At 59.6% G+C, this 26548-nt stretch carries 20 protein-coding genes; 5 read left to right on the forward strand and 15 right to left on the reverse strand.

What is annotated here, in order from left to right; genetic code table 11:
• Positions 1-17 precede the first annotated feature (17 nt).
• From mutM to metK, 3 genes are all read right to left on the reverse strand, one after another.
• Positions 18-827, reverse strand: a complete 810-nt coding sequence (gene mutM / locus P9L99_02840; GenBank protein MDP8222270.1) for a bifunctional DNA-formamidopyrimidine glycosylase/DNA-(apurinic or apyrimidinic site) lyase — start codon at positions 825-827, stop codon at positions 18-20.
• Between the two features lie 68 nt (positions 828-895).
• The gene (locus tag P9L99_02845) at positions 896-2107 is read right to left on the reverse strand and encodes an aminotransferase class I/II-fold pyridoxal phosphate-dependent enzyme (GenBank protein MDP8222271.1); all 1212 of its coding nucleotides are present in this window, start codon (positions 2105-2107) and stop codon (positions 896-898) included.
• A complete protein-coding gene (metK, locus tag P9L99_02850) occupies positions 2104-3294 on the reverse strand; it encodes a methionine adenosyltransferase (protein ID MDP8222272.1) in 1191 nt (396 codons plus the stop codon). Before metK ends, P9L99_02845 begins: the two co-directional genes overlap by 4 nt.
• A 107-nt stretch (positions 3295-3401) precedes the next feature.
• Here metK and P9L99_02855 point away from each other — a divergent pair, with 107 nt between their 5' ends.
• Positions 3402-4103: a hypothetical protein gene (locus P9L99_02855; protein ID MDP8222273.1), complete on the forward strand. Its 702-nt coding sequence runs from the start codon at positions 3402-3404 to the stop codon at positions 4101-4103.
• A gap of 9 nt (positions 4104-4112) precedes the next feature.
• On the opposite strand, the gene P9L99_02860 is transcribed toward P9L99_02855, so the two are convergent.
• The 7 genes from P9L99_02860 to P9L99_02890 all read right to left on the reverse strand — a co-directional run bounded on the left by P9L99_02860 (position 4113) and on the right by P9L99_02890 (position 11869).
• Positions 4113-4562, reverse strand: a complete 450-nt coding sequence (locus P9L99_02860; protein ID MDP8222274.1) for a hypothetical protein — start codon at positions 4560-4562, stop codon at positions 4113-4115.
• Positions 4563-4720: 158 nt separating this feature from the next.
• A complete protein-coding gene (locus P9L99_02865) occupies positions 4721-5884 on the reverse strand; it encodes a hypothetical protein (protein MDP8222275.1) in 1164 nt (387 codons plus the stop codon).
• A 2-nt stretch (positions 5885-5886) separates the two neighbouring features.
• A complete protein-coding gene (locus P9L99_02870; GenBank protein MDP8222276.1) occupies positions 5887-7197 on the reverse strand; it encodes an outer membrane protein transport protein in 1311 nt (436 codons plus the stop codon).
• 4 nt (positions 7198-7201) lie between these two features.
• Positions 7202-8560 (reverse strand): hypothetical protein, encoded by a 1359-nt coding sequence (locus P9L99_02875; GenBank protein ID MDP8222277.1) that lies wholly within the window; start codon positions 8558-8560, stop codon positions 7202-7204.
• Positions 8561-8593: 33 nt separating this feature from the next.
• A complete protein-coding gene (locus P9L99_02880) occupies positions 8594-9355 on the reverse strand; it encodes an energy-coupling factor transporter transmembrane component T (GenBank protein ID MDP8222278.1) in 762 nt (253 codons plus the stop codon).
• Positions 9352-11010: an ABC transporter ATP-binding protein gene (locus tag P9L99_02885; protein ID MDP8222279.1), complete on the reverse strand. Its 1659-nt coding sequence runs from the start codon at positions 11008-11010 to the stop codon at positions 9352-9354. The genes P9L99_02880 and P9L99_02885 overlap by 4 nt, the downstream gene beginning before the upstream one ends.
• A gap of 4 nt (positions 11011-11014) precedes the next feature.
• Positions 11015-11869: a QueT transporter family protein gene (locus tag P9L99_02890; GenBank protein MDP8222280.1), complete on the reverse strand. Its 855-nt coding sequence runs from the start codon at positions 11867-11869 to the stop codon at positions 11015-11017.
• Positions 11870-12019: 150 nt separating this feature from the next.
• Here P9L99_02890 and P9L99_02895 point away from each other — a divergent pair, with 150 nt between their 5' ends.
• Together P9L99_02895 and amrS are read left to right on the forward strand one after the other, a co-directional pair.
• On the forward strand, positions 12020-15673 hold the full coding sequence (locus tag P9L99_02895; protein MDP8222281.1) for a bifunctional serine/threonine-protein kinase/formylglycine-generating enzyme family protein: 3654 nt from the start codon (positions 12020-12022) through the stop codon (positions 15671-15673).
• 3 nt (positions 15674-15676) lie between these two features.
• Positions 15677-16675, forward strand: a complete 999-nt coding sequence (gene amrS, locus P9L99_02900) for an AmmeMemoRadiSam system radical SAM enzyme (protein ID MDP8222282.1) — start codon at positions 15677-15679, stop codon at positions 16673-16675.
• Here the strand turns inward: amrS and rodA are convergent, their stop codons facing one another.
• From rodA to P9L99_02925, 5 genes are read right to left on the reverse strand one after another with little or no spacing between them, the layout of a single operon-like run.
• The gene (gene rodA, locus P9L99_02905) at positions 16676-17827 is read right to left on the reverse strand and encodes a rod shape-determining protein RodA (protein MDP8222283.1); all 1152 of its coding nucleotides are present in this window, start codon (positions 17825-17827) and stop codon (positions 16676-16678) included. It lies immediately after the preceding gene.
• Between the two features lie 15 nt (positions 17828-17842).
• Positions 17843-19687: a penicillin-binding protein 2 gene (gene mrdA, locus P9L99_02910; GenBank protein MDP8222284.1), complete on the reverse strand. Its 1845-nt coding sequence runs from the start codon at positions 19685-19687 to the stop codon at positions 17843-17845.
• Positions 19688-19690: 3 nt separating this feature from the next.
• Positions 19691-20215 carry a rod shape-determining protein MreD gene (mreD, locus tag P9L99_02915; protein ID MDP8222285.1) on the reverse strand — a complete coding sequence of 175 codons (525 nt, stop codon included), beginning with the start codon at positions 20213-20215 and terminating at the stop codon, positions 19691-19693.
• The gene (gene mreC, locus P9L99_02920; protein MDP8222286.1) at positions 20212-21054 is read right to left on the reverse strand and encodes a rod shape-determining protein MreC; all 843 of its coding nucleotides are present in this window, start codon (positions 21052-21054) and stop codon (positions 20212-20214) included. The genes mreD and mreC overlap by 4 nt, the downstream gene beginning before the upstream one ends.
• 34 nt (positions 21055-21088) lie before the next feature.
• Positions 21089-22126, reverse strand: coding sequence for a rod shape-determining protein (locus tag P9L99_02925; GenBank protein MDP8222287.1), 1038 nt, complete (start codon positions 22124-22126; stop codon positions 21089-21091).
• Positions 22127-22401: 275 nt separating this feature from the next.
• Here P9L99_02925 and P9L99_02930 point away from each other — a divergent pair, with 275 nt between their 5' ends.
• Complete coding sequence (locus P9L99_02930; protein ID MDP8222288.1) at positions 22402-23952, forward strand: TIGR03663 family protein; 1551 nt, start codon at positions 22402-22404, stop codon at positions 23950-23952.
• Positions 23898-26546 carry a pitrilysin family protein gene (locus P9L99_02935; protein MDP8222289.1) on the forward strand — a complete coding sequence of 883 codons (2649 nt, stop codon included), beginning with the start codon at positions 23898-23900 and terminating at the stop codon, positions 26544-26546. Before P9L99_02930 ends, P9L99_02935 begins: the two co-directional genes overlap by 55 nt.
• Positions 26547-26548: the final 2 nt, after the last annotated feature.

The raw sequence follows: 26548 nt of genomic DNA on the forward strand, positions 1-26548 counted from the left end.
AAGCTGACGAAGCTCCGTTAGCGCTGGCAGGTCGGGCAGAAAAACGTGCTGCGGCCCGCTTGCGCGATTCGCTTGATTTCGCCCACGCAGCCCCGACGCCGACATCGTTCGCCTTCGCGCCCGTACACGTTCAACCTGTGCCGGTACTCGCCGCAACGACCTTCGCAGTCCATGAAATCAGAGATCGTCGTGCCGCCGCATGCGATGGCATCGGTGAAGATGCGGCGCGTGACGCGATGCAGAGCTTTGATCTCCGACACGCTTAGCGAAGCCGCCGGCCGTCGTGGATCAAGGCGCGCGGCGAAACATACCTCGGCGGCATAGATGTTGCCGAATCCCACGATACGATCCTGGCGCAACAGCCACACTTTGATGGGCGACCGAGAGTTGCCGATCAGTTCCTGGACCCGCTGCCACGTGAACTCATCGGAGAGAATTTCGACGCCGGGCGGGGCAAAATCGGCCTGCGTGTGCGCGAGACGAATTCGGCCGAAACGCCGCGAATCGTAGAATCGCAGTTCACCCGCATCGAGGTAAAAGCTGGCGCGCAAGTGTTTTTCGGGAAGCGCAACGGCGCCATCGGTGTACAACAATTTGCCGGTCATCCGCAGGTGCACGCAAAGCCACAGCGGGCGCCGCGGGGTCGAGAGATCCAGCACGATCTCTTTTCCCGAGCGAAATGCCGCGTGAATCGTGCGACCGCGCAGCGGTTGCGGGTCTAGGGCGTCGAGCTTCTCGTCGTATACATCGACACGACGAATTCGCCGACCGACCAGTCGCGAGCGCAGCGACCGCACGAGGGTTTCGACTTCGGGCATTTCCGGCATGGTGCCCTCCTTTTGACAAAGATAAGGCCGCCTTTCGCGGGCGGCCTCGTGTTTTTTTCGTTGGTTGGCTAGATTTTTTTCAGTGCGTCGCGCAGGTCCTCGATCAGGTCGTCCACGTCTTCCAAGCCAACCGAGAGGCGAATCAACCCGGGATCGATGCCACCGGCGCGCAATTCATCGTCGGAATACGTGCTGTGGGTTGTGGTCGCCGGATTGGAAATCAGCGAATCCACGTCGCCCAGGCTGACGGCGCGTGTCCAAAGCGTTACAGAATTCGAAAGTGTTCCGGCCGCGCGACGGCCTCCTTTGACCGTAAAGGCGAGCATGCCGCCGGGCGCCCGCTGCTGTCGCTTGGCCAATTCATAGTAGGGATTGCTGCGCAGGCCGGGGTAAAAGACCTCTTCGACTTTCGGATGGAAAGCCAGAAACTGGGCGACCTCCATGGCGTTGGCATTATGCCGCTCCATGCGCACGGGAAGGGTGCGAATGCCGCGCAATACGAGCCACGCGTTGAAGGGGCTGAAACAGCCGCCCACATCATTGGAAATCTCTCGCTTGAGATCCGCCAGCCGTTCCGCGCGCCCCACGACGAGGCCGCCGACGGTATCACCGTGTCCGGTGAGGTACTTGGTGAGACTATGCACGACGAAGTCAGCACCGTGATGAATCGGTAACTGGAAATACGGCGTTAGAAATGTGTTGTCGACGACCAAAGGCACGCCGTGCTGGTGGGCGATCTCAGCACACGCGGCGATGTCGACAACGGCGAGAGTTGGATTCGACGGTGTTTCGATGAAAAGCATTTTCGTGTTTTTGTCGATTGCGGCGCGGATCTCATCGAGGTTCGTCGCATCCACGGCTACAGGTTTCATTTTGAAATGAACATCGCAGGCATAGCCGAAGAACCTGTGCGTGCCGCCATAAAGGGTTTTGGCGTATAGGAATTTCTCGCCCGGCTTGACCAAGTAGAAAGTCAGGTGACTGATCGCCGCCATTCCTGAAGCGAATGAGACACCAGCTTCGGCGTCTTCGAGGTATGCGACCTCGCTTTCGAGGGCGGCGGTCGTGGGGTTGCCGATGCGGGTGTAGGTGTAGTCCGGCGACTCCCCGTTGAAAATAGCCGCGCCGTGTTCGACCGAATCGAAGGCGAAAGTGGAGGTCATGAAGATCGGCGTCGAAACGGTGCGGTAGGGGTTATGGTCGTTCGGATCGTGCTTGTCGGTGTGCTTGCGGCCGTGTATTGCCTTGGTGGCGAAGCCGATTTTGCGTTGCTCGCTCATTTCTTCTTCCCTTTCTTCTTCGGTGCACAAGCGGCGGCCAACGGCTCGGCCGAAGCCGTGTCTTCCCAGGGAACACCGGGGCGACCGATATGGCCAAAGCAACAAATGGGGGCGTAGCGAACCCTTCGCAAATCGAGGTGCTCGACGATGCCGGGAGTAGAAAGATCAAACACCTTGCGAATCGTGTCGGCGAGGTCGCGATCGGTGCCGCAAACGCCGGTCGCGAAGGTATTGACCTGGAGGCTGACCGGACGTTCGCGCCCAAATAAATAGGCCAGCCGTACTTCGCAGCGAGCGGCAAGGCCGGCGGCCACGACGCACTTGGCCACATGCCGCGCCATGTAGGTGGCGGCGCGGTCTGTTTTCGTCGGATCTTTGCCCGAAAGCGACTTGCCGCCGGTGGGTACGGCCGTGCCGTAGAGGTCCATCACCGTCGTGCGGCCACTCATGCCCACGTTGGCAGTCGGTCCGCCACTGGTAAATGGGCCCGTGTGATTGACGTGCAATACGGCCTTTTTCGTATCGATGCCGCCCAATTTGCGGATCACCGGGCGAAGCACCTTCTGTTTGACTGCAGTCGAAATGGCCTTGTGATCGACAGACTTGCTGTGCCACGTGCTGACCGTGGCGTTGAGCAAACGCACCGGCAGATTGTCTTCGTACATGAACGTAACTTGCACTTGGCCGTCGCTAAACAGGCCCGGGATTTTCTTCTCGACCAGCACTTCATTGAGCTTGCGGGCGAGTTGGTGCGCGGTCCAAATCGGCACCGGCGACAAATTCGTGTCGAAGCCCAAACGGGCCGCCTCGTTGGTGGCGTAACCGATGGCAATGCCTTGATCGCTTGCGCCGCGTTTATCCACGGCCAGGCCGACTTCTTCGGATTGCTCTTGCAGAAGGTTCAGAACGGCGATGGAGCGGGCATTGAACGCGATTTCCGGATTATCGTATCCGGCATCGGTCAACACTTGGCGTACGGTGCCCGTGATGTCGATGTATGTGTTGGTCGTCAGTTCGCCGGAGACCAACACAAGACCGGGCGCAGCCACGGCTTGTAGATCCGCCCGCGCGAAGCGGTCTTTGCGTAATACTCCATCAAGAATTGTATCTACGATTAGATCGCAAAGCTTGTTGGGTTGGCCACAGGTCACCGATTCGGCGCTGAACACCAATCGTTTCGATGGCATCGCTGTCCTCCTAGGTTTTGTAAAAAGCGAGGCAGGGGTATGCTAGGTGGAGCGTTTTTTGGTGTCAACACGTCCAGCGGCGAAATACTCCGCCAATGGGGACAAACTTGAGCAATTCTTTGCCTGTGATGATCGGCGTGGTGCACCGCGATCCCGTCGGCGAAGAACGTTTGTTGACCGTGCTGCGCCGCTACCGGCCGGCGATCGTCACCCTGGAGGTCAGCCCCTACGCGATGGCGTTTCGGGAAGAAAACGGCCCGCGCTTGGTCGCACAGTTGGAAAGCTTCGTACCGGCCGAGCGGCGTGACCACGGCGAAATCGCCGCCATACGCGAAACGTTGCGTCAACCCTTTGAACTTCGCGCCGCGCAACAATATGCGGCGGAAAACGGTTGCCGTGTTGAACTCGTTGACGACAGTGAGATCTCCCGGCTGTTGCTGCAGGATGTCGAAGATGAGTTGCTGACCGAGGCGAACATTGCGCGCCTGCTCAAGCGGCCGGATTACTCGTTGTCTCGCACCGTGGCGTCCTTTTACCGTCGGGCGCGCCGCCTTCTCGCCGATGAACCGGTGCCGCCGACCCAACTGGGATTCTCCGTCGAGCGCCTCGCGCTCATGCAGGTGCGGGACGAGCGTATGGCGGCCCGCCTTCACGAAATCGTTGACGACGCCCTGCACGATCGTTGGGTGCACGTGGGCGGCGTCTTCCACTTGCTGCGCGTCAAAGGCTTGCGCCTGCTGTGGGAACACCTTGCCGCTCGCGGCGTCGATCGGGCACTGCTGGAAGATTTAGTCGGCTCTGCCGAGTGACGCGGCAGTCTATTCTATGACGGTCAGTTTCAAATTCGGCGCATATTGTTGAATCAAGGGAATGTTCTCGGCGATCAATTTGCCGACCGGGTTCGGCGACATGATGCCCCCGTCCATTTTGAGGTCGGTGCGTACGTTCTCATGGTTCGTCAACCACAAGTGATACGTCGTGCGTTTTTTCTCCAGGATGAGTTCGGGCATCTGGTCGTACTCGATGAACACCGGTGGCCGCAATCCCCGCCACAAACTGCGCGAACATACGACAATACCTTTCTCGGTGAAAAAGACGTAGTTCCATATCCAATTGAACCAAAGCGGAATGAGGATCATGATGAATTCAAAATCGCGCTTGATCATGCCTCCGAACAGGTAATGCCCGACGACCGTTTCCGGTATTTTCGTTTTAATTTTTTCCATACGGGCCGGAGTCGTCTTGACGAAGTGGTGCACCAAACTCATCGCTTATGCCTTTCCCAATAGGTAGTGGATGCGCCGCGAACCGTCATCGGCGATTTGTCACGGCGGGTCCAACTTGGTTAGAAACGATGCCCAATCTGAAGATGAAAATCTTTTCAGATAATAGTGGAGGCGAATCCAAAATGCAAAGAGAAAGCGCGTTACAGGCTGTCCGGGCGCGGATGCACCGCCAAGCCGATACCCTGGTTGCTTTCGACCAGGTCGGTCTGGCCGAAGACCATGCGGTAGGAGTTACCCTTTTTGATGACGCTCGGCGCGAACTCGCCGTAGGTGATGTATTGCGACGCGCCGAAGAGGGTCAGCGGGAAGCGCTCGTTGACGATCGGATTGGCGAAGTCCGTCGCCTTTTCCCATTCCAGGCCGTCGAAACTCGCCGCCGTCCCGATGCCGACGTCGTGCAAGATGAAGTCGCCCACGAGATTACCGGTGTAGTAGAGGCGGTAGACGTCGCGATCCACCGGGCGGTCTACCCGAACCTCAGGGCTGGCCACCAGTCCCAATTCATCGGCATAAAATTCCCACTCCTGGGTGGCGCGGAATATCGGCTCCACGCTCGCGCCGTCGTGAATTGAATCACGACCGGACACGTCGCGCTTGACGAAATCCAAACCGTCGTCGCTCTCGGCGTAACCGATGGCGTATCCGATTCGTCTGGCCAAATCGGGACCGTCCACCACGCCGCCGCTGTAATACATGCGGTACCGGCCATCGTGATGGAGCACCGAGGGCGCGCCGACCACGCCTTCCTCGCCGCCTTCCCACACCTGGTTCGGCACGAGGAGCGGATTGCTGTCGCTTTTGGTCCACACCATGCCGTTGTCGCTGGTGGCGCGGCCGATACCCGTGCTCGCGCCGCCCGCGTAATACATCACGAAGCGGCTGTCTTCCCACGAAACGCTTGGCGCACCCACGCCGCCGGTTTCCCAGGCTTCCTCAGCCTTGAGCACGGGCAGGTGGTTGTTGAGCAAATGCCAATCCACGCCGTCGTCGCTTGCCGCGGCCATGATGTAGCTGTCGTGGATAATATCCGTGTCCAGGTCGATTTCATCGACCTCGTAAAACAGAAAATACTTGCCGTCGGCCCGCAGGTAGCACGGCTCGTTCAGATAATGAGTGGCGTCGCCGTAAAGGACGTAGGACTGCACGAGATCCTTGTCCAAATCCAAGTCGATTTTGTACCACGGTGCCGAGCCGTTGGCGGGGGTGCCGGATGTGGAACCGTAGCGATCACCCATTTGCCCGCAGGCCGCGAGAAAAACGACGACCAGGGCAACGATAACGATATAGAACGGGCGCACACGCATCGTTAGAACCTCACCGTCAGGTTACCGCCGGCATTCCACCAGGTCTCCTGGAATTTTAGATCGCCGAGGAAGTCGGTGGGATCTGCCTTTTTGTACACGCGTTCCTGGCCGTATTGATACTGGAAGAATGTGTCGAACTGAACCGAACGCGGCAGGTACTTGCTTAAGTCGTCGCCGCGAATCCCGGCGCCGGCCGAGAAAATATGCGTGTCGGAATCCAGATAATTGTTGGCGTACCGTTGCTCGGGTACCGGCGTCGGGCGATACCAGTAACCGGTGCGCACGTCCACCCGGAGGTGCTCTCTGAGCACTGGGCGGAACTCCGCGCCCACGTGGTAGCTGAAAACGTCGTCGAAGTCCGGCGGCTTCGGTCGCCGACCCGGCTGCGTCGGGAACACATCGGCCAAACCGCCGTAAACGAAAGCCGAGGCGTAGGGTGCGTCGGTGCTCATGTCCGACCACTCGTTGTATTCCACGTTCAACGCGGCAAGCCAGCGGTCGGTGATGTCGAACGCCGCGCCCAGCACGTAGGCTCGCGGACTGAAATGACTGTTCGAGTCGGCAATGAGATAAAGCTGGCTCGGACGCAGCACCTGCAGCCGGTTACCGTCGAATATCTTCAGGGAGGGAATGCCGATGTCGTTGGGCAGGTTGAACTGCAGTTCGAGCTTGTCGCGGAAGGCTAGTCCCAGTCGCAGCCACTCGGTCGGCGTGAAATGCAGGCCGCCCATCAAGGCGTAATTCGGACTCAACTCGCTGAACACCGCGCCCTCACTGGGGCGGTCTTCGGTGATGGCGAAGTCCATACCGCCTTTTTCTTTGGCCAGGACATTGATTCCCATGCCCACGCGCATCCACGAGAAAATCTCGTACCCGGCTCCCGACATGATCGTGAAGGAATGGTTCGCGTTGTGACGGAACGCCGAGTGGGGTTGGTTAATCGACAAAACCAAGAAACGAAGCATGTGGTGGTCGGGCATGAATACATTCAGACCGAGGCTCAGCCGGCGGTCGAAAACCTTTGTCGACAAGATGCCGCCGAGGGTCACGCCGCGGTGATCGTCGATGTTTTGCGCCCGGCCGTTGATGATCATCTTCGGCTGCGCGTAAGCGTAGCCAAACTCCACATGCAGCCGCTCGACCTGCGCCAAGGCGGCGGTGTTGTAGTACAAGCCGGAGATATCGTTGCTGATCGCCGAGTACGCTCCGCCCAGGGCGATCGCCCGCGCACCGGTGCCGAATACGTCGTACGATCCAGCCGCGGCCGGAACGGCGCAAAGCAGAACGAGCAGTATCGGCAAAAGTCTCCGCATACCCTTACTCATAATCAAAGAAGGTGCTGAACGAGACGCCAACCAAATGCAGCATGCCGCTCACGCCCACCTTCGGGTAACCCGGGTGATCCGGATGAACGTAATCTTGGTTCTTGTAATGCACCCGCTCGGGCAGGTACTGAGCTTGATAAAATACGTCGACGATCAGCGGTGCACCGAAGCGATAGTCGCCCACGCCGTACCAGCGGACGCCCAGCGATGTTGCGCCAATGTGTTTGTCGGCGTCCACGTAGTTCGTATATCCCGTCTGCGGCGGCACCGGCGACTGGTCGTAGGAATAACCGCCGCGCAGCAGCATATCCACGCTCGGCGTCGCCAACACGGTGCCCTCAGCGCCGAAGCGCGGCGTCAATGTGTCGTGAAAATGCGGCGGCCGTTTGATGCTGTTCTGAAATGAGATCGGGACGACGGGAATCGCCACGTCCACGCTGATAATCAAGTTCGGGTCGGGAAAACGCGACCACTCGTTATAGGAGAGGTCGGCCTCTACGCGCCAACGCTCCTGCCCGTAGGCGATGCCCATGACGTACTGGCGCGGGGTGAACAAGCTGATGGCGTCAAATTGAACGATGAACGGAATCTGGTCCAGCACCGCGCTGACCGGGATGGAATACGTTGTGTAGGTTTCCTCGCGGAAAACGAAACCGAAATTCCAACCGGCCATCACGTCCCAATGTTCGCCGGGGCGAAACAGCAGGCCTGCGGTCGGCGTGTAGACAATCAACAACTCTTCGCCGACCTGCGTAACCAGATCGCCGGAAGGATCGACCTTCGCGTTCAGCTCGCCGATGGTATCGATGAAGGTTTGGACACCCACGCCCACACCGAGTCCGTCGGTGATGCGAACCCCCAACGAAGGATAGGTGGCGTTGGTGCGGTGCGCGTTCTGCATGGTGATGAGGTTCGGCGTGCTGGGCGCATCGACGTTCATTTGCAGGAGGCGCCCTTCCGGCGCATACCCGCTGATGGCAAACGCGAAGCGATCTTTAAACGGCCCGCTGTCGAAGGGAAGGGGCAGCACGGCGCCGAAAGTCAGAGAACGCGAATCGGCCAAACTCAATTCGTCGACACCGACCGGATCCAGGTCCGCAAAGTTCGCCCAATACCCGACTCCCAACGCCGGACGCGTTTGGAAGCCGATGCCGCCGGGATTGTAATAGGAAGCCGACCAATCGTCCGCCGTGGCGACGAAGGCGTTTCCCATGCCAATGGCTCGCGGTGAGAACCCGTAGTGGAAAAAGGAGTCGGCGTTCGCAACGGCCGGGATGAGCAAAGCAAGCGCCAACGTCGCCGCCAACACCGAAATAAAGCTGTGCTTTACGTGGCCGTTGATCGTCTGCAATCCTACTCCGGAACGTTTGCGCGTAGTCGCGAACTAAAACTTTGTTAGAAAATGTCCGCCAATATTGAGCGAAATCACAACACAAAGCAAGAGCCCATCTCGCCACGTTGGCGAGCGGGAAATGAGGTGCGTTCGCGGGCCCGGAAAGCCGAATCCTTTCGCTTCCAGAGCAAGCGACATCTGGTCGGCGCGACGGAAACCGGACACCAATACCGGCACCATTAATGGAGCGTAACGCGGCCACCGACGCCAGAAAGGCCCCTTGTCCAGTTCGACGCCCCGCGCCCGATGCGCGTTGGCCACGTGGCCGGCGGTTTCCAAGAAAAGCGGCGCCAACCGGAACGCGAGGCTGATTGCGAAACCGACACGATATGGAACACCGAGGCTGCGCAGCCCGTACGTGAATTCCTCGATGGAGGTGACCGTCAAGAACGCCACGCCTAAAACCAGAAAACTGAGCAAGCGGAGAGCCCGGCCCAAACCGTGCATCATCGCTTCGTCGTATATCGTCAACGGACCGCATGAAAACAGCGGCGTGCGGCCGGGTAAGGACAGGGTCCACAGCACCAATGAAACAAGGAATATCGAAAGCGCCAGTCCCTTTAGGCGCCAGAGGTTGACCGTTGCTCTCGTACCCAAGGCCAGCAGCAGGGTGAGTCCGAAATAGACACTCTGAAAAACGGGATCGTCGGTGAAGAACGCCGGCACGAACAGCGCAATCACGCTCAGCAACCGCGCGCTTGGATGCGTCGCGATGAAAAACGCGCTGCGTGGTTGATAAAACGACACGTTCATGGCTTTGCTTCCCGCAACCGGCGCGCCAACGAAGCAGCCGAGAGAGCCCCCCAGCCCAGCCGTAAAGACAATTCGGTCGCCGGCGGCAAACTCAGTCGCGCGCGACGCAGCATGTCCCGGTCGGCAAAAAGGTCGTGCACGGGACCGTCGGCGAGAATGCCGCCTTCGTCCACGATGATCGCGCGGCGCGCCACTTCCAGCGCGCTTTGCATCGTGTGGGTGATGACGACTACCGTATGCCCTCGCTCGTTAAGGCGTCGCAGCAATTCGTTCATGGCCGCTTGCTCGACCGCATCCAGGCCGGTCGTCGGTTCGTCCATGATGATCACTTCCGGTTCCAAGACGAGCACGCCCGCCAGCGCCAACTTCTGCCGTTCTCCCTTGGTCATCACGAATGGATCGCATGACTCGTGCCCGGATAGTCCGACGCTCTCCAGAATGTTCCCGACGCGCTCGGCAATATCCGCGGGAGCCAAGCCGCGCGTTTTGAGCCCGAAGGCGACTTCTTCGAAAACCGTCGGCGCAAATATCTGGTGGTCCGGGTTCTGAAAAACAAAGCCGACGTGAGCGCCCAGTTCGCCGATCGACATCTGCGTCGTGTCACGCCCGTCGAATAGTACGTGCCCACCGGTGGGACGCCGCAGACCGTTGAGCAACCCCACGAGCGTCGTTTTTCCGGCGCCGTTCGCTCCCAGCACAGCGATCGCTTCACCGCGGCGGATCTCCAAATCGACGTGGCGCACGACGGGACGGCCGGGCTCGTATTCGAAGGAGACGTCCTCGAACGAAAACAGGGCTTCACCGGCATGCCGGGCCGGTTCGGGTGGTATGGCATCGAAACCACGCAACGCCGCCAAGGCCGCGTCCACGTCGGCGGGCACGTCATCCCAACCCATGGCTTCGGCCAAGACCGTCAGGTCCGGCGGTTGAATACCGTGCGCGAGACAAAGCCCGGCGTCGCGGCGCCATTGGGCGAACGGCGCGTCATGATCTAAGACACCCTCGTGCAAGCCGACGACGCGGTCGGCCAATTCGAGCAAGCGGGCTTCGTGTTCGATCAGCAGAACGGTGCGGCCTTCGTCGGCCAGGTCGCGCAACAACGCCACGATCTCCTGCTTGCCTTGCGGATCAAGATCGGTCGTCGGCTCATCCAACACGAGGATGTCCGGTTCGACCGCGAGCACACACGCGATGGCCAGTCGCTGCTTCTCCCCACCGGAAAGGCTGCCCGGATCGCGATCGGCCAGTTGCAGTAAACCCACCGCCTGCAGCGCCGTGTCGATTCGCGCAGGCATGGCCGATGGCGGCACGCCGCGACTTTCCAAACCGAATGCGACTTCACCGCGAACCGAGGTCGAAAAGAGTTGAGCCTCGAAATCCTGAAACACCAGACCGACCTGTTGGGCTGCGGTGTGACGGTTGTCGCGCGCGAGCAATTCGCCGAAACATTCGACCCCTCCGCTCACGTCGCCAGATAGCGAATAAGGAACCAGCCCGATAGCTGCGCGCGCCAGCGTCGTTTTGCCGGCGCCGGTGCGACCGGTCAGGCCGACGAAGGCCCCGGCGGATAATTCGAAATCGACGTTGCGCAAGGCGGGTGACGCGGCCCGTCGATACGTGAAGGAGAAATCGCGAAAGCGGAGTGGAGCGGCCATCGCCCTACAACAACAACAGGCCGACGAACATGGCCAGGATGGAGGGAGAAACCGCCAGCCCGAGCACCCACGGCGCGGTGGCGTCCACTCCCAAGAACGATTGCAGCGCGACGCCGGTGATCAATCCGGTGAGGGCCGCGACAATGAAAATCACGGATCCCAGTTTGGCGGTCGGCGCAGGCGCCGCGTCCTTTTCATCCATGATTTCGTAGTAGGTGACGCCCCAGGCCGCGGCGCGGGGATAGAGCAACAATACGAGCGGGAGCGCCAGAACCAGACCGACGATCACGTTGTTGATCACGATCACCGGCGCCAACACCCGAAAGGGCGCCAGCCCGATCAAATGCGCACCCCAACCGATGAAGGTGCCGCAAGCAAGAGACCCGGCGATGATCCCCACGGCCGCGACGAACGGCCCGCGCCATCCTATGCCGATCGGTGATCGGTGTCCGATCCAGGCGCGGTAAATGGCGTAGGGGGCATAGGCCAACAAGAAGTTCCCCACAAAACCGACGAGGCTTCCGGGGCCGAACATGCCGAAGAAATCGCCGATGAAATTACCGATTGCCGCGCCCCAGGCGGCTGCCGGTCCAAGCAGAAAAGACAGCGCCAACGGCGCGGCCGCGCCCGGACGAATCTCGGTGAGGCCGGGAACCAGCACCGCCCACTTAAAAGGAACCAGCAGCGCAAAATAGAGTGCGGCGGTGACGGCGGCGTACACGACCATGCGTGTTTCGCGCCACATGCTGAACACGTCCAGCGGGCGGCGAAGCAGAAAGCGGCGCAATATCGCCACGAGCACGAAAGCCAGCGCCAAAGCGGCGGTCGATATCGCAAACAGACCGGTAAACTTCTGCACGTCAGACCTCCCGATGCTGCGCATCGTACGTTAGAAAGGGCCATCGTCGCCTGTCAAGCAGCCGCCCGATCCGATTTCGACTTGCCACCTACGTTTAGCTGTGATTCTATATGCTTCCAGAAACAGAGCAGACTACCCCAGGGAGGATCAATGGCCGCCACGAAAACGGGTCTATCCGTTGGCTCGACGTTTGCCGGCCGCTTTGCGATCGAGGAATTAATAGGGCGGGGCCCCATGGCCGAGGTTTTTCGTGTCACGGAGGGTGACAAAACCTACGCCTTAAAAGTCTTTCTTCCCAGGATTGTACCCGGCTATATCCCGACAGCGAAAGTTAAGTCCACGTACGATGAAAAGGCGGCGAAGCATCCACAGGTTGTGAGGCCCCTGGAAGTCGGCGAGCAGGATGGAATGAAGTTCCTCCTGCTACCCTACATTAAAGGCGCCGGCCTTCGAGAATTCCTGGAATTCCTTGCCGAGGAATCCGGAACCGCCGATCCCCATCGCGCCGCGGTGCTGGTCGCCAGAATCGGCGATATTCTAGGATCCTTGCCGAAGCGTTCGGGCCACGGCGCCGTCAAGCCGTCGAATATTCACGTGCTCGGCATGTCGCCCGAGGGGCCGTTGCCCGAGGATCCGCGCGTACTTCTCACCGATATGGGCACCAACTTCCTGCTTAGCTTCAGCAAATACGCAAGCCTGCAGCTTTCCGCGGGAGCGCCGTACTATTACCTCGCGCCGGAATTCGTCACGTTCGGCGGAAAAGTCGATTCGGCGGCGGACCAATATGCGCTCGGTGCGCTTCTCTACGAATTGCTGACCGGTCGCCCTCCGAGAAAAGGATCCAAACCGGTCTCGCAAGTCAACGCGGCCGTTACCGAAGAGTGGGACGATCTGATCGGGCGTCTCATGGCGCCGAAACCGGATAAGAGATTCTCCGATTACGACGAGTTCCGGCACGCACTGGCTGAGGTCGCCGGTTCCCTGCCGGAACCGTTTGCCATGTCGGCGACCGGCGACGCGGAACCTGCCGACGGGCAATGGGTCGCCGACGCTTTTGACGACCTGCTTGATAACGCCATCGCGAAAAGCGAAGCCATTGGCCGCGGCGAAGAACCGGCAAAACCGCCGGAATCCGTGCGTTTGGACGATAAGGAAGAGCCGCCGGCCCCGCAAGTCGAGGAAACGCCCGAAGAAGAAGTGGGCGACGTGTTCGAAGAGGTCGAAGCCGAAATTGTGGAGGAGCAGGCCCCGGCGGAAGAAGCCGAGATACAGGCCGGTATTGAAGGGGATGTCGCGGCCGCAGCCGATGAGCTTTTTGGGGAAATCGATGCGGAAGAGGTTGAGCCTGAGGTCGAAGAAGAGCCGGTAGCAGAAGAACCCGAGCCGGAGAAAGTCGAGCCTGAGGCTGAAGAAGAACCGGTAGCGGAAGAACCCGAGCCGGAGGAAGTTGAGCCTGAGGTTGCGGAAGAACCGGTCGAAGCAGAACCCGAACCGGAAGAGGCCGAGCCGGAGGTTGAAGAAGAACCGGTAGCGGAAGAACCCGAGCCGGAAGAAGTTGAGCCTGAGGTTGCGGAAGAACCGGTAGCCGAAGAACCCGAACCGGAAGAGGCTGAGCCGGAGGTTGCGGAGGAACCGGTAGCGGAAGAGCCCGAACCGGAGGAGGCTGAGCCGGAGGTTGCGGAGGAACCGGTAGCGGAAGAGCCCGAACCGGAAGAGGCTGAGCCGGAACCCGAGGTTGTCGAAGAGCCGGTCGAAGAGGAACCCGAACCGGAAGAGGCTGAGCCTGAGGTTGCGGAAGAACCGGTCGAAGCAGAACCCGAACCGGAAGAGGCCGAGCCGGAGGTTGAAGAAGAACCGGTAGCAGAAGAGCCCGAGCCGGAAGAAGCCGAACCCGAGGTTGCGGAAGAACCGGTCGAAGCAGAACCCGAACCGGAAGAGCCAGAGCCGGTGGCGGAAGAGGCCGAGGTTGCCGAAGAACCGGTTGCCGAGGCGGCTTTCGTCGACGACCTATTCGATCAACCGCCGGAGCGGGAAAGCGAAGAGGAAGGCGAACAAGAAGCGCCGCCCGAAGAAGAAATCGTTGAAGGCGCGGTAGCTGAAGAGGCCGCACAAGGCGAGGAGGAAGCAGTAGAAGCTCTCGCCGAATCGGCCGCTGAAGAACAAGAAGTTGGAGCCGAGGAAGGGGAGGTCGAAGGCGAAGCCATCGTTGAGGGCGGAAAAGGAACCGAGGACCTAATCGAGGGTGAAGTCACGTTCGAGGACATCGTCTCCGGCGTCGACGATTGGATTGAAGGCGACGAAGAAAAGCCTGAGCCGAAGCCTGAGCCCGAGGAACCGAAGACTCCACCCCGCGAAGCGAAACCCAAGGCGGAAAAAAGCGCGGCGGGGCTGCTTGTGGCGGCCTTTATCGGCGCGGCGCTCGTGGCCTTGATGGTGCTCGCGTACGGGTATTTAAGCGACTGGCTTGGCGGGCCGCCGCCGACCGAGCCCACACCCGTCGTGGCCGATGTCTCACCGACACCGGAGGCGACTCCGGAAAAAACTCCGGAAGATATCCCGCAGGAGATTGCGGCGCTGATCAACGAGGCAAACGCACTCATCGCTAAGAATCGCTTTGTGTACCCCTCGGGAAACGCCGCGTTGGATAAGGTGGTGGCGATTGAAAAACTCGATCCGCACCACGCATTCCCGGACGAAGCCCGCAACAAAATGTTGGCGAATCTTGCGAAGCGAATCGAATCGCTCATCGCCGTCGAAGACTTTCAGAAGGCGTTATCCCTGGTAAAGCAGGGGCTGAAAATCCGACCGAACGATCCGGATTTCAAGGAATACCTGGCTGCGGTGCAAAAAGGGTTGGCGACTCAATCCGACCCGAAGAAGATCGCCAAATTGGTCAAGGAACTCAATTGGTTCATGAAGAATAAAGTCTACGTGAAGCCGAAGGGCTCCTGCGCGCTGAGCACCTGCGAGAAAATCGAGGAGATCGATAAAAACCAACCGGACGCCAAAAAAACGCGGCAGGCCATCGTGCAAACAAAAATCGACTTGGCCGAGGGATACCTCAGCGGCAAAAAATGGGACGAAACCATCGCCAGCGCCAATGACGGTTTGCTTGTCGAACCCATGAACGCCAAGTTGCTCGATCTCAAAACCAAAGCCCTCGAGGGCAAAGAAGAAGCCTTGGCTGAAACGCCCGAAGTCGTCATACCGGTGGCGAAGAAATGCTCCGAGGGTATGCGGTATGTCGGCGGCGGTTCGGTGCGTATGGGCAGTTCGCCGACCGATCCGATGCGGCGCGCAGGAGAAAAACCAAATACGCCGACCTACGTCGCGCCCTTCTGCGTGGATTTGTACGAATATCCCAACCAGCCGGGGCAGGCCCCGAAAACCAACATAACCTGGAACGAGGCCAAGAACCTGTGCACCGCGGTTGGCAAGCGGCTTTGTACGGAAGCCGAGTGGGAACGCTCCTGCAAGGGGCCCGCGAACCGGCGTTTCCCATACGGCAACGACTACAATGCCAACCGTTGCGCAACGCAGGACGGAAAAGGCCAGAAACGCAGCATCGCCGCAGCGGGCGGCTGGGCCGGTTGTCGCTCGGGGTACGGCGTGTACGACATGTCGGGAAATGTGCGCGAGTGGACAGCCTCGCCGATCGCGACCGGGAAGTCGTCATACGTTCTCAAGGGCGGCGCTGCGGACCAGCCGGATTACGCCGTGCGCTGTGCGATTCGCGTCCCGGCAAGCGCGAATACGAAAAGTTACCTGGTCGGCTTCCGTTGCTGTAAAAAACCGAACGAGTAAACCATGACTGCCGCAGCCGTCACCGCGCGCTTTCAAACGAAGCTCGAAGGGCAACAGTGTCGCTGTGAGTTGTGCCCGCGTCACTGTGTCATCGACCTGGATGGGGAAGGCTTTTGCGGGCATCGCGCCAACCGCGACGGCAACTTGATCGCCGTGCGCTACGGACAGGTGGCAGCCCTGGCGATCGACCCGATTGAAAAGAAACCGCTGTATCACTTTCACCCGGGAAGCCCGATTCTTTCCGTGGGTGCCAACGGCTGCAATCTTGCGTGCCGTTTTTGCCAGAACTGGCACCTTTCCACCGGACGCGTGAACACGCGTTACCTCTCCCCGGAGGCTTTGGCCGCGGAGGCGGGCGGGACGGATTCCATCGGGGTCGCGTTTACTTACAACGAACCGACCGTGTGGTTCGAATACATCATCGACAACGCGCGGCTGTTGCACGACGCCGGTCGGGTGGTTGTCTTGGTGACCAACGGCTATCTGGAAAGCGAACCTTGGGACGAACTCTGCGGCCACGTCGACGCCATGAACATCGACGTCAAGGGTGACGACGCGTTCTACCGCAGCCTGACCGGGGGGCGTCTCGCGCCCGTGCGGCGCAACGTGGAGGCCGCGTGGCGGGCGGGCGTTCACGTGGAGGTGACGAACCTGCTGGTCACCGACGCCAACGACGATCCGCGACAGGTGCGCGAATTGGTGTCGTGGCTCGCTTCGGTATCGCCGCTCATCCCGCTGCACTTATCACGGTATTTTCCGAACCACCGCCACGAGGCTCCGCCCACGCCGATCGCGCGTCTGGAAGCGGCAGTCGAAATCGCGCGCGAGCAGCTACAATTCGTTTACGCCGGTAACGCGCACGTGGCCGGCGGGGCGGATACGCATTGTCCGAAATGTGGCGCACAGCTTGTCAAACGCAGCGGTTATCGTACGCGGAGCGTCGGTCTCGACGACCAGGGGCGTTGCGCGGCGTGCGGCGGCGAAGCGTCGTTTCGCGTGTGATCAGAAGATATATCGTCGGCTGGATATGTTGAGCAGTAACCCGACCGCTATCATCATCGTGAGCAGCGATGTTCGACCGTAAGACACGAAGGGCAGCGGCACGCCGACCACCGGCAGCAATCCAAGCACCATCCCAATATTGACCACGACGTGCCAGAAAACGAACGCGGTCAACCCGACGGCCAGCAAGGTGCCGAATTCATCCTTCGATTGCATGGCGATGTTCAGGCCCCACATGACCAGCGCAAAAAAGAGGGCGAGAATCACGAAGCCGCCGATAAATCCCCATTCCTCGGCCATCACCGAGAAAATGAAGTCGGTGTGTTGCTCGGGGAGAAAGTCGAGTTTGGTTTGGGTGCCCATTAAAAAGCCCTTGCCGAAGGTCCGCCCCGAGCCGATGGCGATCAACGATTGTCGAATGTGCCAGCCCGTGCCGGTGGGGTCGCGAGCCGGGTCCAGTAGCGTGAGTATTCGTTCGCGCTGGTAGTCCTTCAGCAGGAAGAAGTACATCACGGGAGCGAGGAACGCGCCGGAAACGCCCAGGCCGATCAATGTCTTTTTGCGCACACCGACGAAAAGGATCATCGTGCCGGCGATCAGCAGCGTCATGATAGCGGTGCCGAGGTCGGGTTGGAGCAGCACCAGCAGCGTCGGCCCGAGCACGATGGCCGCGGGCCAACGTAGCTCCTTGATCGAAAGGCCCGCGCCGCTTTGATTTTCGGAAAGAAATTTCGCGAGCGCCAACGTGACGGCGAGTTTGGCGAACTCGCTGGGTTGGAAGCGTAACGGGCCGAGAATTAACCAGCGCCGCGCGCCGTGGCTGACGTATCCGATGACCAGCGTGGCCAATAAGAAAATGACGACGGCCACCAAGATGCCGATGGCCAAGTTTTTGTAGACCTGGTAGTTCACCGCGAACGCGAGGACCATCAGCACCAGTCCGACGAGAATCCATACGAACTGCAGCGTGAATCGCCCCTGATGCACCTCGTCGTGATGCGTGGCGCTATACAAATTGACCAGACCGACCAGAAGGATCAGCAGCAAAATGGTCAACAAGGGCCAATCGAAATTCGCCACGAGGCGGCGATCGATCCGGCCGGTGTAACGGCTGTCGGGGTTGCGGAAAATGGAGGCGCGTCGCTTCAACATGCGCGGACTATCCCATTATTGAGTGGCTCTTTCAACGGCTTGTGTGGCGCGCATGGCGGCGTAGGTCTGCAGAACCATCCGGGCGATCGGGGCCGCCGTGCGGCTGCCGAAACCGCCGTGTTCCACCACAACGATGACCACGATTTCCGGTTCCTCGACCGGCGCGAAAGATGCGAACAGGGCGTGGTCCCGGTACTTGTAATCCACGTACCGCGATGTCGCCCGGTTGCGGCCGAGTTGGCGCACCTGGCTGGTTCCCGTCTTCCCCGCCACGAGCATGCTCTTGAGGCGGATATGATAGGCGCTGCCGCCCTGCGCGTTGACCACCATCGACAGCGCTTTGTGCAAGTGATCGAAATTCTCTTCGTCAAAGGCGGCTTCGGAGACCACGACGGGCTCGAATTGTTTGATCACTTTGCCGTTCGGCGCCAGCACCTTGTCCACGACTTGCGGCTGGTAGAGCGTGCCGCGGTTGGCGATGGCGGCGTACATCACCGCCAATTGGAGCGGCGTCATCGTCACCGAGCCCTGGCCGATCGCCGTATTGAGCGTCTCGCCCGGCATCCAGTTTTTATGGTAGACGCGTTCCTTCCACTCGCGGTCCGGTATTAAGCCGTCCAACTCACCGGGAATGTCGATGCCCGTCTTGGAGCCGCCGCCTAATATGCGGGCGTACTTGGAAATGCGGTCGATACCGAGCTCCACCGAAAGCTTGTAGTAGTACACATCGCAGCTTCGCATGATGCTGTTGTACAGGTTGACGAAGCCGTGGCCGCGTTCGTTGTGGCAGCGGAAATCGCGTTCGCCGAACCGCCACTTACCCAGGCATTCGAAGCCTTTCTTCGGCGTGATTTCCCCCTCCTGCAAACCGGCGAGGGCCGAAACGACTTTGAAGGTCGAACCCGGCGGATACAAACCGCCGATGGCTTTGTTTTGCAGCGGGTGATGCGGCTTGTCTTTCAGCGAGGCCCACTCCTCCTTCGAGAGCGGTCGCGTGAATAATTCCGGGTCGAAGGAAGGGGCGCTGTAGAGCGCGAGAACCTTGCCGTTCCGGGGGTCGAGCGCCACGATGGCGCCCGCGTGCCCCGCCAGTGCACGAGCCGCGGTGTGTTGCAGGCGGCGGCTGAGATTGAGAACCAGATTTTTGCCCGGTTCCGCGGGAACGAATTCGAGCTGGCGAATGCTGACGCCGCGGGCGTTTTCCTCGACCTTGTTTAAGCCAAAGCCGGGGCGCAGGTGCTTCTCGTAGGTCGCCTCGACACCGGTGCGGCCCACGCGGTCACCGGGGCGGTAGCCGGCGTATTCGGGCAGGTCGAGTTGTTGTTGGTTGATCTCGCCGGTGTGGCCGATCACGTGAGCGAAAAGCGAGCCGAACGTGAAGGTGCGCTTCCCCGTTTGCTCGATGCGTAACGGAAACTGATTGCCCTCGTAGAGCATCGCCAGGGTTTCGACGCGGGCGAGTTCCGAACGGCTGATGTCTTCCTTGAGCGTAATCGCCCCAGGGCGTCGTCGCAGTCGCTCTTCGGCCAAGGTGACATCGCAACCGATCTCCTCGCAGACGCGATACAAGAACGCGCGCCGCTTTTTCTTCGGGACGAGGGTAGGGTTGTAGATCACATCGAAGGACGGGCGGTTGTCGACCAGCGCTTCGCCTTCGCGATCGAAAATCATCCCGCGCGGGCCGCCGATGCGATACTCGCCGATGCGGTTGGCTTCGCTGCTTTTTTGAAGTTGCGGACCTTGGATTTCCTGCAGGTACCACAAGCGGGCCAAAAGGATGGCAAAAACCGCGACGATGACCGCCGATAATCGGTTGAATGATTTTTGGTATTGCTTCTCGCCGGCGATTTCCTGTTGCATGACTTACAGAAACTCCCGGCGATCGATAAACTGGCTGGCGTACTCGTCGCCGAAAAATTGTTCGAAACGATCGAGGACGAAAATCACAGGAATGGCGAATATGGCGTTCCAAAGCAACGGACGCCATAGGATCAGATAGGTTCCCCAACCCAAATTCGTGCGCGTCTCCACCGAATTGAGAAACGTGATTTCCAGCAGCTTAACCCCGAAGGTCATCGCCGCAATGATAGCGATCTGGAATAGGTGACTGCGCATGTAGAACCGCCGCCCCGCGATGCGGCAAACGGCGAAGGTGATCGTGAACAGCGCGGCGTAAAGGCCGGGCATCAGCCCCCACAGAGAATCGGCGACGAACCCCAAAATGAACGCGAGGATCAAACCACCGAAGGGCTTGTGGTAGACGCCCGAGAAAATGACCAGGATGAACAAGAACTCGGGTCCGGTCTGAGTTCCAAACAAGCGCTTGAGGATGGATTGCAGAACCGCAAACAACAATGCGGCCACGAGATAGGCGACGAATTTCCTCAAGGCTTCAAGCCCTCGAAATCGGCGGCCACCGAGGGCAGGATCGCGACGTGCTCGAGGCGGTCCAAGTCGACGGCGGGCGCTACGGTGATATTGCGAATGACGTCGAATTCACCGCGCTCAACGTGTTGGATGACGCCCACCGCGATGCCTTTGGGGAAGATACCGCCCAAGCCGGATGAAACCAGCACGTCACCCTCGGCTACATCCGCGCCACTCTCCAGGTAGTGCACGGTACACCGATCTTTGCCGAGGCCGAAAACCATGGCGGGCTCACGCGTGCGCTGAATGACGGAGTCGACGCGCGCCCCGGCGTCGGTGAGCAGTACAACCTTCGCCGCGCGTTTCGTGACCGCGGCAACGTAGCCGACCAAGCCGCTCGGCGCGACGACGGCCATACCTTTGACGATGCCGCCGCCGGTGCCTTTGTCGAGTAGAATCACATGAAACGCGGTCTTATCGCCACGGCCGATAATGCTCGCGTACGCCACCGGGCTCGTGTTCGGCACCTTCATTTCCAGTATTTCGGTCAAGTGTTTGTTCGCGGTACGCAGTTCGTTGAGTTCTACGAGATTGCCGCGTAACACGGCGTTCTGGTGGCGGAGCTTCTCGTTGGTTTCCTTGACGTTGACCAGGTACAAGTAGTGGCCGATGCCGTTGGCAATTTTGACGAAGGGCCAGGAGAGTACCTTGTAGATGGGCGTGTAGACGGTAAGGATGATTTTGCCGACCAGCGACAACTCGGTTTGCTGCCGCAGCCCGCTACTGAGCAGGTGCAGGCCGATCAGCACCAGCAACAGAATCAGCAGTAACACACGATGTTGTCCGAGAAAACGCCACATATTTTATCTCGCGGTTGCCGGCGCGGCGGGAGGATCAGCCCTGGATGCTGACCTGACGCAACAGGTCCAATTCGTCCAACGCCTTGCCGGTTCCCAACACCACCGCGGCCAGGGGATCGTCGGCAATGTTGATGGGAAGTCCGGTTTCCTCGCGTAAGAGGATGTCCAGGTGTTTGAGCAACGCGCCGCCGCCGGTCAGTACGATTCCCTTGTCAACGATATCGGCCGCCAACTCCGGCGGCGTACGCTCCAGCGCGACGCGAACGGCATTGACGATCGTGTTAATCGGCTCGATCAGCGCGTCGTGAATCTCGTCGCTGTTGACCTCAATGGTCTTGGGGATACCGGCCACCAAATCCCGGCCCTTAACGGCCATAGTCATCACTTCTTCACTCGGGTAGGCGGTGCCGATGGTCATCTTGATCCGTTCGGCGGTCGATTCGCCGATCAGCAAATTATACTTGCGTTTGAGATACTGCATGATCGCCGCGTCCATCTTGTCGCCGGCCACCCGCACGCTCTGGCAGTGTACCAAACCGGCCAGGCTGATCACCGCCACCTCGGTCGTGCCGCCGCCGATGTCGACGATCATGTTGCCCGACGGTTCGGTGATGGGCAGGCCCGCACCGATCGCCGCCGCCATGGGCTCTTCGATCAGATACACTTCGCGGGCGCTGGCCGAAATGGCGCTCTCCCGTACGGCGCGCTTTTCAACTTCGGTAATACCGTAGGGAACGCAGATAATAATTCGCGGACGTACCAGGGTTTTGCGGTTGTGCGCCTTGCGGATGAAGTAGCGCAGCATTTCGCGGGTGACCTCGAAATCGGCGATGACGCCGTCGCGCATCGGGCGGATGGCGACGATGTTGCCCGGCGTTTTGCCGACCATCATCTTGGCTTCCTTGCCCACGGCCAGCACACGCTTGATGCCGCGCACGTCTTTTTGCACGGCGACCACCGAGGGTTCGGAAAACACAATGCCCCGGCCCTTGACGTACACCAGGGTATTGGCGGTACCCAAGTCGATCGCCAGGTCGTTCGAGAACATCCCGAATAACGCATCTAAGATCATTCAAATGATCCTTGCAGTCTATCGTCGCCGATCCGTATGGAACGGTGATTCACGCCTGTTCATCAATTAATACAAAACCCCGTTACATTGCGAGTAAGCGTTCACAATGTCAAGGGATTCACCACCCCCATGCATCATAGCCGGGAATGGCGCTATTGTTCAAGTACTTTGTCAGGCATGGTGCGGATTTGCTTGATACGGAAAGATATTTCAGTCTCCACGTTCGGCCGACGCTTCCCGTTGACCGGTTTGATGGCCTATGCCAAGATGCGCCGATGAATCACTCCAGTCGATGGTTTTGGGCGTTGGCCGCAATTATTTTGTTAACCGCGGTCACCTTCCGTTTTGCTCAATTAGGCTTGAAACCAGCGCATCACGACGAGTGCGTCAACTACGCATTTACCAAAAAACTGGTCGAAAAAAGCGTCTATCACTACAATCCGACCGCGTATCATGGCCCCTTTTTGTACTTCGCGGGCTTACCGGCGGCGTTGATCGGCGGATATTCCAAGACCGCGTTGCGCTTTACGCCGGCGCTCTTCGGCGTATTAACCGTCCTACTGCTCCTGCTAATGCGCCCGATTCTCGGCGAAATTGGGGCGCTTTTTGCGGCGGCCGCGCTGGCGATTAACCCGGCCTCGGTATATTTCGACCGAACGTTTATTCACGAGGTCTACTTCGCTTTTGCGACCGTTGCGATGCTTTGGGCCTTTTTTCGTGCTTCGCGGCGCGGCGGACCGTGGTTGATCGTCGCGTTTTATGTCGCGTGGGTGGTCGGTTTTGCCAACAAAGAGACCACGGCGTTCAACGTCCTGGTCATGGCGCCGGCCATCGTGACCGCGTGGCTGGCTTCGACCTATGGCGGCACGAAAGAACCGCTGGCCGTGGGGCGGTTGTTCGGAAGCGAGAGTTTTCATCCGGTGATTTGGGGCGTAGGCATCGCCGTTTCCCTTTGGGTGCTGTTGTTCACGAGCTTTTTGTCCCATCCGCAGGGGGCGGTGGACTTCTTCCGGGCCTATATGCCTTGGTTCGAAACGGGCGTAAAAAAGGCTACTCACGTCAAAGTGTGGTACTATTTCGGCGAGTTACTGGTGACGTACTATTGGCCGGCGCTGCCTTTGGCCGCTTGGGCGCTGGTGCGAGGCGTTTGGAAGCGGAAGCCGACGACGTTGGTGCTGGCGATTGTGGCGGTGGGACTCCTTGGACTGTACAGCGCGATTCCGTACAAGACTCCGTGGTGCGTGTTGACCATAGGCATCGCGGTGATTTTGCTGGCGGCCGACGGGCTGAACGATTTGTGGCGCCTGCTGCCGCGAAACTGGCTGCGGGCTGTCTTGGCCGGTGCGGCGTTGGCGGCGCTGGTCGTGCAGGGAGCGTATTCGTACAAAGTGAATTTTCACGAGTATGACTACAACCACAACGATCAAAGCCGACCGCGGCAGCACGAGATCGTTTACGTCCAAACCGTGCGGGAGTACGAGGACTTGATCGACGATCTCGACCGAATCGCCGCTGCGGATGGGCGTGGGAAAAAACTGCCGATCCATTTATCGGCGGGTTCCAAGAACCCGGGGCGACTGTACCTGCACGATTACCGCAAGGTGAAAGTGGGGCGCAACCCGAACAAAAAGCCGGTCAATAGCGCGGTCGTGATTGTGCGGAATAAGGAAAAAAAGAAATACGCCGAGCAATACAAAGCCGAATACCACGAATTCGGCACCTATCCGGTTTTTCCCGGATGGCACGTTAATCTCATGGTGAGGGAAGATCTGTGGCAAAAAACACAAGCAGCCGGAATCGAGAGTCAGGCGAGCCCGTCCTCCTAACCTTGCCCAACGGCCTACGGGTCGTTGTGCAGGAAGTGCGCTTTGCGCCGGTCGTGTCGATGGCCGTATGGGTGGGCGTGGGAAGCGCCGACGAGAAGCTGCGGGAAGCCGGCTTGGCGCACCTGCACGAACATATGATTTTCAAGGGCACGAAAAGGAGAGGCGTGGGCGAGATCGCCGCCGAGATCGAAGGCTCCGGCGGGGAAATCAACGCGTTCACTTCCTACGACCAAACCTGCTATTACCTCACGTTGGGCCGAGACGAACTCAAGGTCGGCTTGGATATTCTCGCCGATGCCATGTCGTCGGCCGCCTTCGACAGCAAGGAACTCAAAAAAGAAATACAGGTCGTCTTGGAGGAAATGAAGCTCTATCGCGACCTACCCAATTTCCTGGTCTCGGAAGCGTGTTGGGCCAAAGCATTCGAAGCGCATCCCTACGGGAGACCGATTCTGGGATTGCCCAGCGTCTTGAAGAAAACCAACCGGCGCGCCGTGCTGCGCTTTTATTCCAAGTATTACCGCCCCGATAATATGGTGCTGACTGTGGCCGGCGACCTGGATACCGACGCCACGTTGAAGCTCATCAAACGACTCTTTTCATCCATGGATGCGGCTCCGGTCCGTAGGCTTGAGCGAGCAGTCGAACCTGCACAAACGAAATTCCGTGGCCAGGTGATTCAAGATCCCATCCGCACCGCGCATCTGTATCTGGCGTGGCACGGAGCCAAATGGGACGAACCGCTGGCGGCGGAACTAGACTTGCTCTCGATTATTCTGGGCCACGGGTACAGTTCGAGGCTGGAACACCGGGTCAAAGCGATCAAGGGGCTCGTGCACGAGGTATCCGCCCACGTGTTTGCCCCGCGCGACCCCGGCGTGTTCGGCGTCGACGCCGTGACCAGTCCGGACCTGCTGCGCCAAGCGTATTCCGCCATCCTGACCGAAGTGTACCGACTGCGTTCCGAACTGGTCCGCGAAGATGAATTCGACCGCGCGCGCCGCAGTATCGAAGCCTCGTTCATCGGACGCCGCGAGACCGCCGGCGGCATCTGCCAGGCGCTCGGGTATTCGGTCATCATGACCGAAGATATTCACCTGGTGCGTGAGTATTTGCAGCGCGTCATGTCCGCTAACCGCGAAAAACTGCGCGACGCGGCGCAAAAGGTATTGAGCCACCATAATCTGACGGCGACGGCTCTTATTCCCAAGAATTACAGTCTCCACCCGCGCGAACTGGACGCCATGTCGCAAAAGATGGCCCAACTCGTCGACGGGGAAAAAAGGGGAACCGCCAAGCCGCGGCCGCCCGCTCCCTCGCCGGCGCTCGTTGGCGAAAAAGGCCGGCGCGGACGGCTGAAAAAAACCGTGCTCGCCAACGGCGTGACCCTGCTCGTGCAGGAAACAGCCCACGCGCCGATCGTCGCCATGCGCACGCTGATGCTCGGGGGCGCGCGTTACGAGCCGCGAAACGAACACGGCCTGTCCAATTTGACGGCCAACATGCTGGCTCGGGGAACGAAGGAGAAGAGCGCCATTTCGTTCGCGAAAATCGTCGAAGGTATGGCGGGCGCCGTGCACGGTGTGGCCGGGTACAATTCCATCGGCGTGGCCGCCGAGTTCTTATCTCGTGATTTCGACATCGGTTTGGGCCTGGTTGCCGAAGCCATGTTGCAGCCGGCCTTTCGACCGACCGAGCTCAAACGCGCCAAGGAGGAGCTCATCGGGCACGTGCGTGAGCGGCTCGATTCGCCCTCTCAAGTCGTGCGCGATCTCTTCCTGGAACATCTTTACCCGAGCCATCCTTACGGACGGAACCTGCTGGGAACCGAAGACAGTCTCGTATCGCTCGACAACGAAAACCTCGCCAAGTATTGGCGGCGTTTACTCAGCCCCGCGAATTTGATCATTTCCATTGCCGGCGACGTGCGTTTCGAGGAAGTGTTGGAACAGGCGCAGGAGAATTTCGGCAAAATGCGGAAAAAAATATTTCGCGAGGCGAAGATCGCCGCCCCGACGCCTCCCCAAGGCGTGCTTACCGCGGATCGCACGATGAACAAGGAACAAGTGCATCTGCTTGTCGGTTTCCTGGGGTGCCGCATCGGCCAATCCGACGAATACGCTTTGCAGGTGCTCAATGCCGCGTTGTCGGGCCAGGGCGGCCGGCTGTTCATGGAATTGCGCGACCGCAAGCATCTGGCCTACAGCGTTTTCAGCTTTCACCGCGAGGGCATCGAGCGCGGTTCATTCGGAGTCTACATCGGTACCGGTCCGCAAACCGCCGAGACCGCCCAGGACGCGTTGTTGGAGCAACTCGAGCGGGTCGTTGCCAAGCCGCCGAAGGGGAAAGAATTCGAGCGCGCCAAACGCATGCTGATCGGCAGTCTGCAACTCGATCTGCAAACCGCGGGATCGATCGCGCTGACCATGGGCTTGAACGAATTGCTCGGCCTGGGGTATCGCGCGCATCAGCGGCAAGCGGAGAAAATTCGCAAGGTGACTTCGGAGCAAGTGGCGAAGGCCGCCCGCAAGTACATCGACCTGCAACGAATGGTGATTGCCCGCGTCGGACCGCTGCCCTCAGCGGAGAAATAGGC

Origin of the sequence: Candidatus Lernaella stagnicola, assembly GCA_030765525.1 — a bacterium.
In the GTDB taxonomy this organism is placed as follows: domain Bacteria; phylum Lernaellota; class Lernaellaia; order Lernaellales; family Lernaellaceae; genus Lernaella; species Lernaella stagnicola.

Excerpts from the sequence above, each read along its gene's own strand:
- P9L99_02865 (MDP8222275.1), bottom strand. The coding sequence starts at position 5,884 with ATGCGTGTGCGCCCGTTCTATATCGTTATCGTTGCCCTGGTCGTCGTT.
- rodA (MDP8222283.1), bottom strand. The coding sequence starts at position 17,827 with ATGTTGAAGCGACGCGCCTCCATTTTCCGCAACCCCGACAGCCGTTAC.
- P9L99_02895 (MDP8222281.1), top strand. The coding sequence starts at position 12,020 with ATGGCCGCCACGAAAACGGGTCTATCCGTTGGCTCGACGTTTGCCGGC.
- P9L99_02925 (MDP8222287.1), bottom strand. The coding sequence starts at position 22,126 with ATGATCTTAGATGCGTTATTCGGGATGTTCTCGAACGACCTGGCGATC.
- mrdA (MDP8222284.1), bottom strand. The coding sequence starts at position 19,687 with ATGCAACAGGAAATCGCCGGCGAGAAGCAATACCAAAAATCATTCAAC.
- P9L99_02930 (MDP8222288.1), top strand. The coding sequence starts at position 22,402 with ATGAATCACTCCAGTCGATGGTTTTGGGCGTTGGCCGCAATTATTTTG.
- mreC (MDP8222286.1), bottom strand. The coding sequence starts at position 21,054 with ATGTGGCGTTTTCTCGGACAACATCGTGTGTTACTGCTGATTCTGTTG.
- P9L99_02870 (MDP8222276.1), bottom strand. The coding sequence starts at position 7,197 with ATGCGGAGACTTTTGCCGATACTGCTCGTTCTGCTTTGCGCCGTTCCG.
- P9L99_02885 (MDP8222279.1), bottom strand. The coding sequence starts at position 11,010 with ATGGCCGCTCCACTCCGCTTTCGCGATTTCTCCTTCACGTATCGACGG.
- mutM (MDP8222270.1), bottom strand. The coding sequence starts at position 827 with ATGCCGGAAATGCCCGAAGTCGAAACCCTCGTGCGGTCGCTGCGCTCG.
- amrS (MDP8222282.1), top strand. The coding sequence starts at position 15,677 with ATGACTGCCGCAGCCGTCACCGCGCGCTTTCAAACGAAGCTCGAAGGG.
- P9L99_02845 (MDP8222271.1), bottom strand. The coding sequence starts at position 2,107 with ATGAGCGAGCAACGCAAAATCGGCTTCGCCACCAAGGCAATACACGGC.
- P9L99_02880 (MDP8222278.1), bottom strand. The coding sequence starts at position 9,355 with ATGAACGTGTCGTTTTATCAACCACGCAGCGCGTTTTTCATCGCGACG.
- P9L99_02860 (MDP8222274.1), bottom strand. The coding sequence starts at position 4,562 with ATGAGTTTGGTGCACCACTTCGTCAAGACGACTCCGGCCCGTATGGAA.
- metK (MDP8222272.1), bottom strand. The coding sequence starts at position 3,294 with ATGCCATCGAAACGATTGGTGTTCAGCGCCGAATCGGTGACCTGTGGC.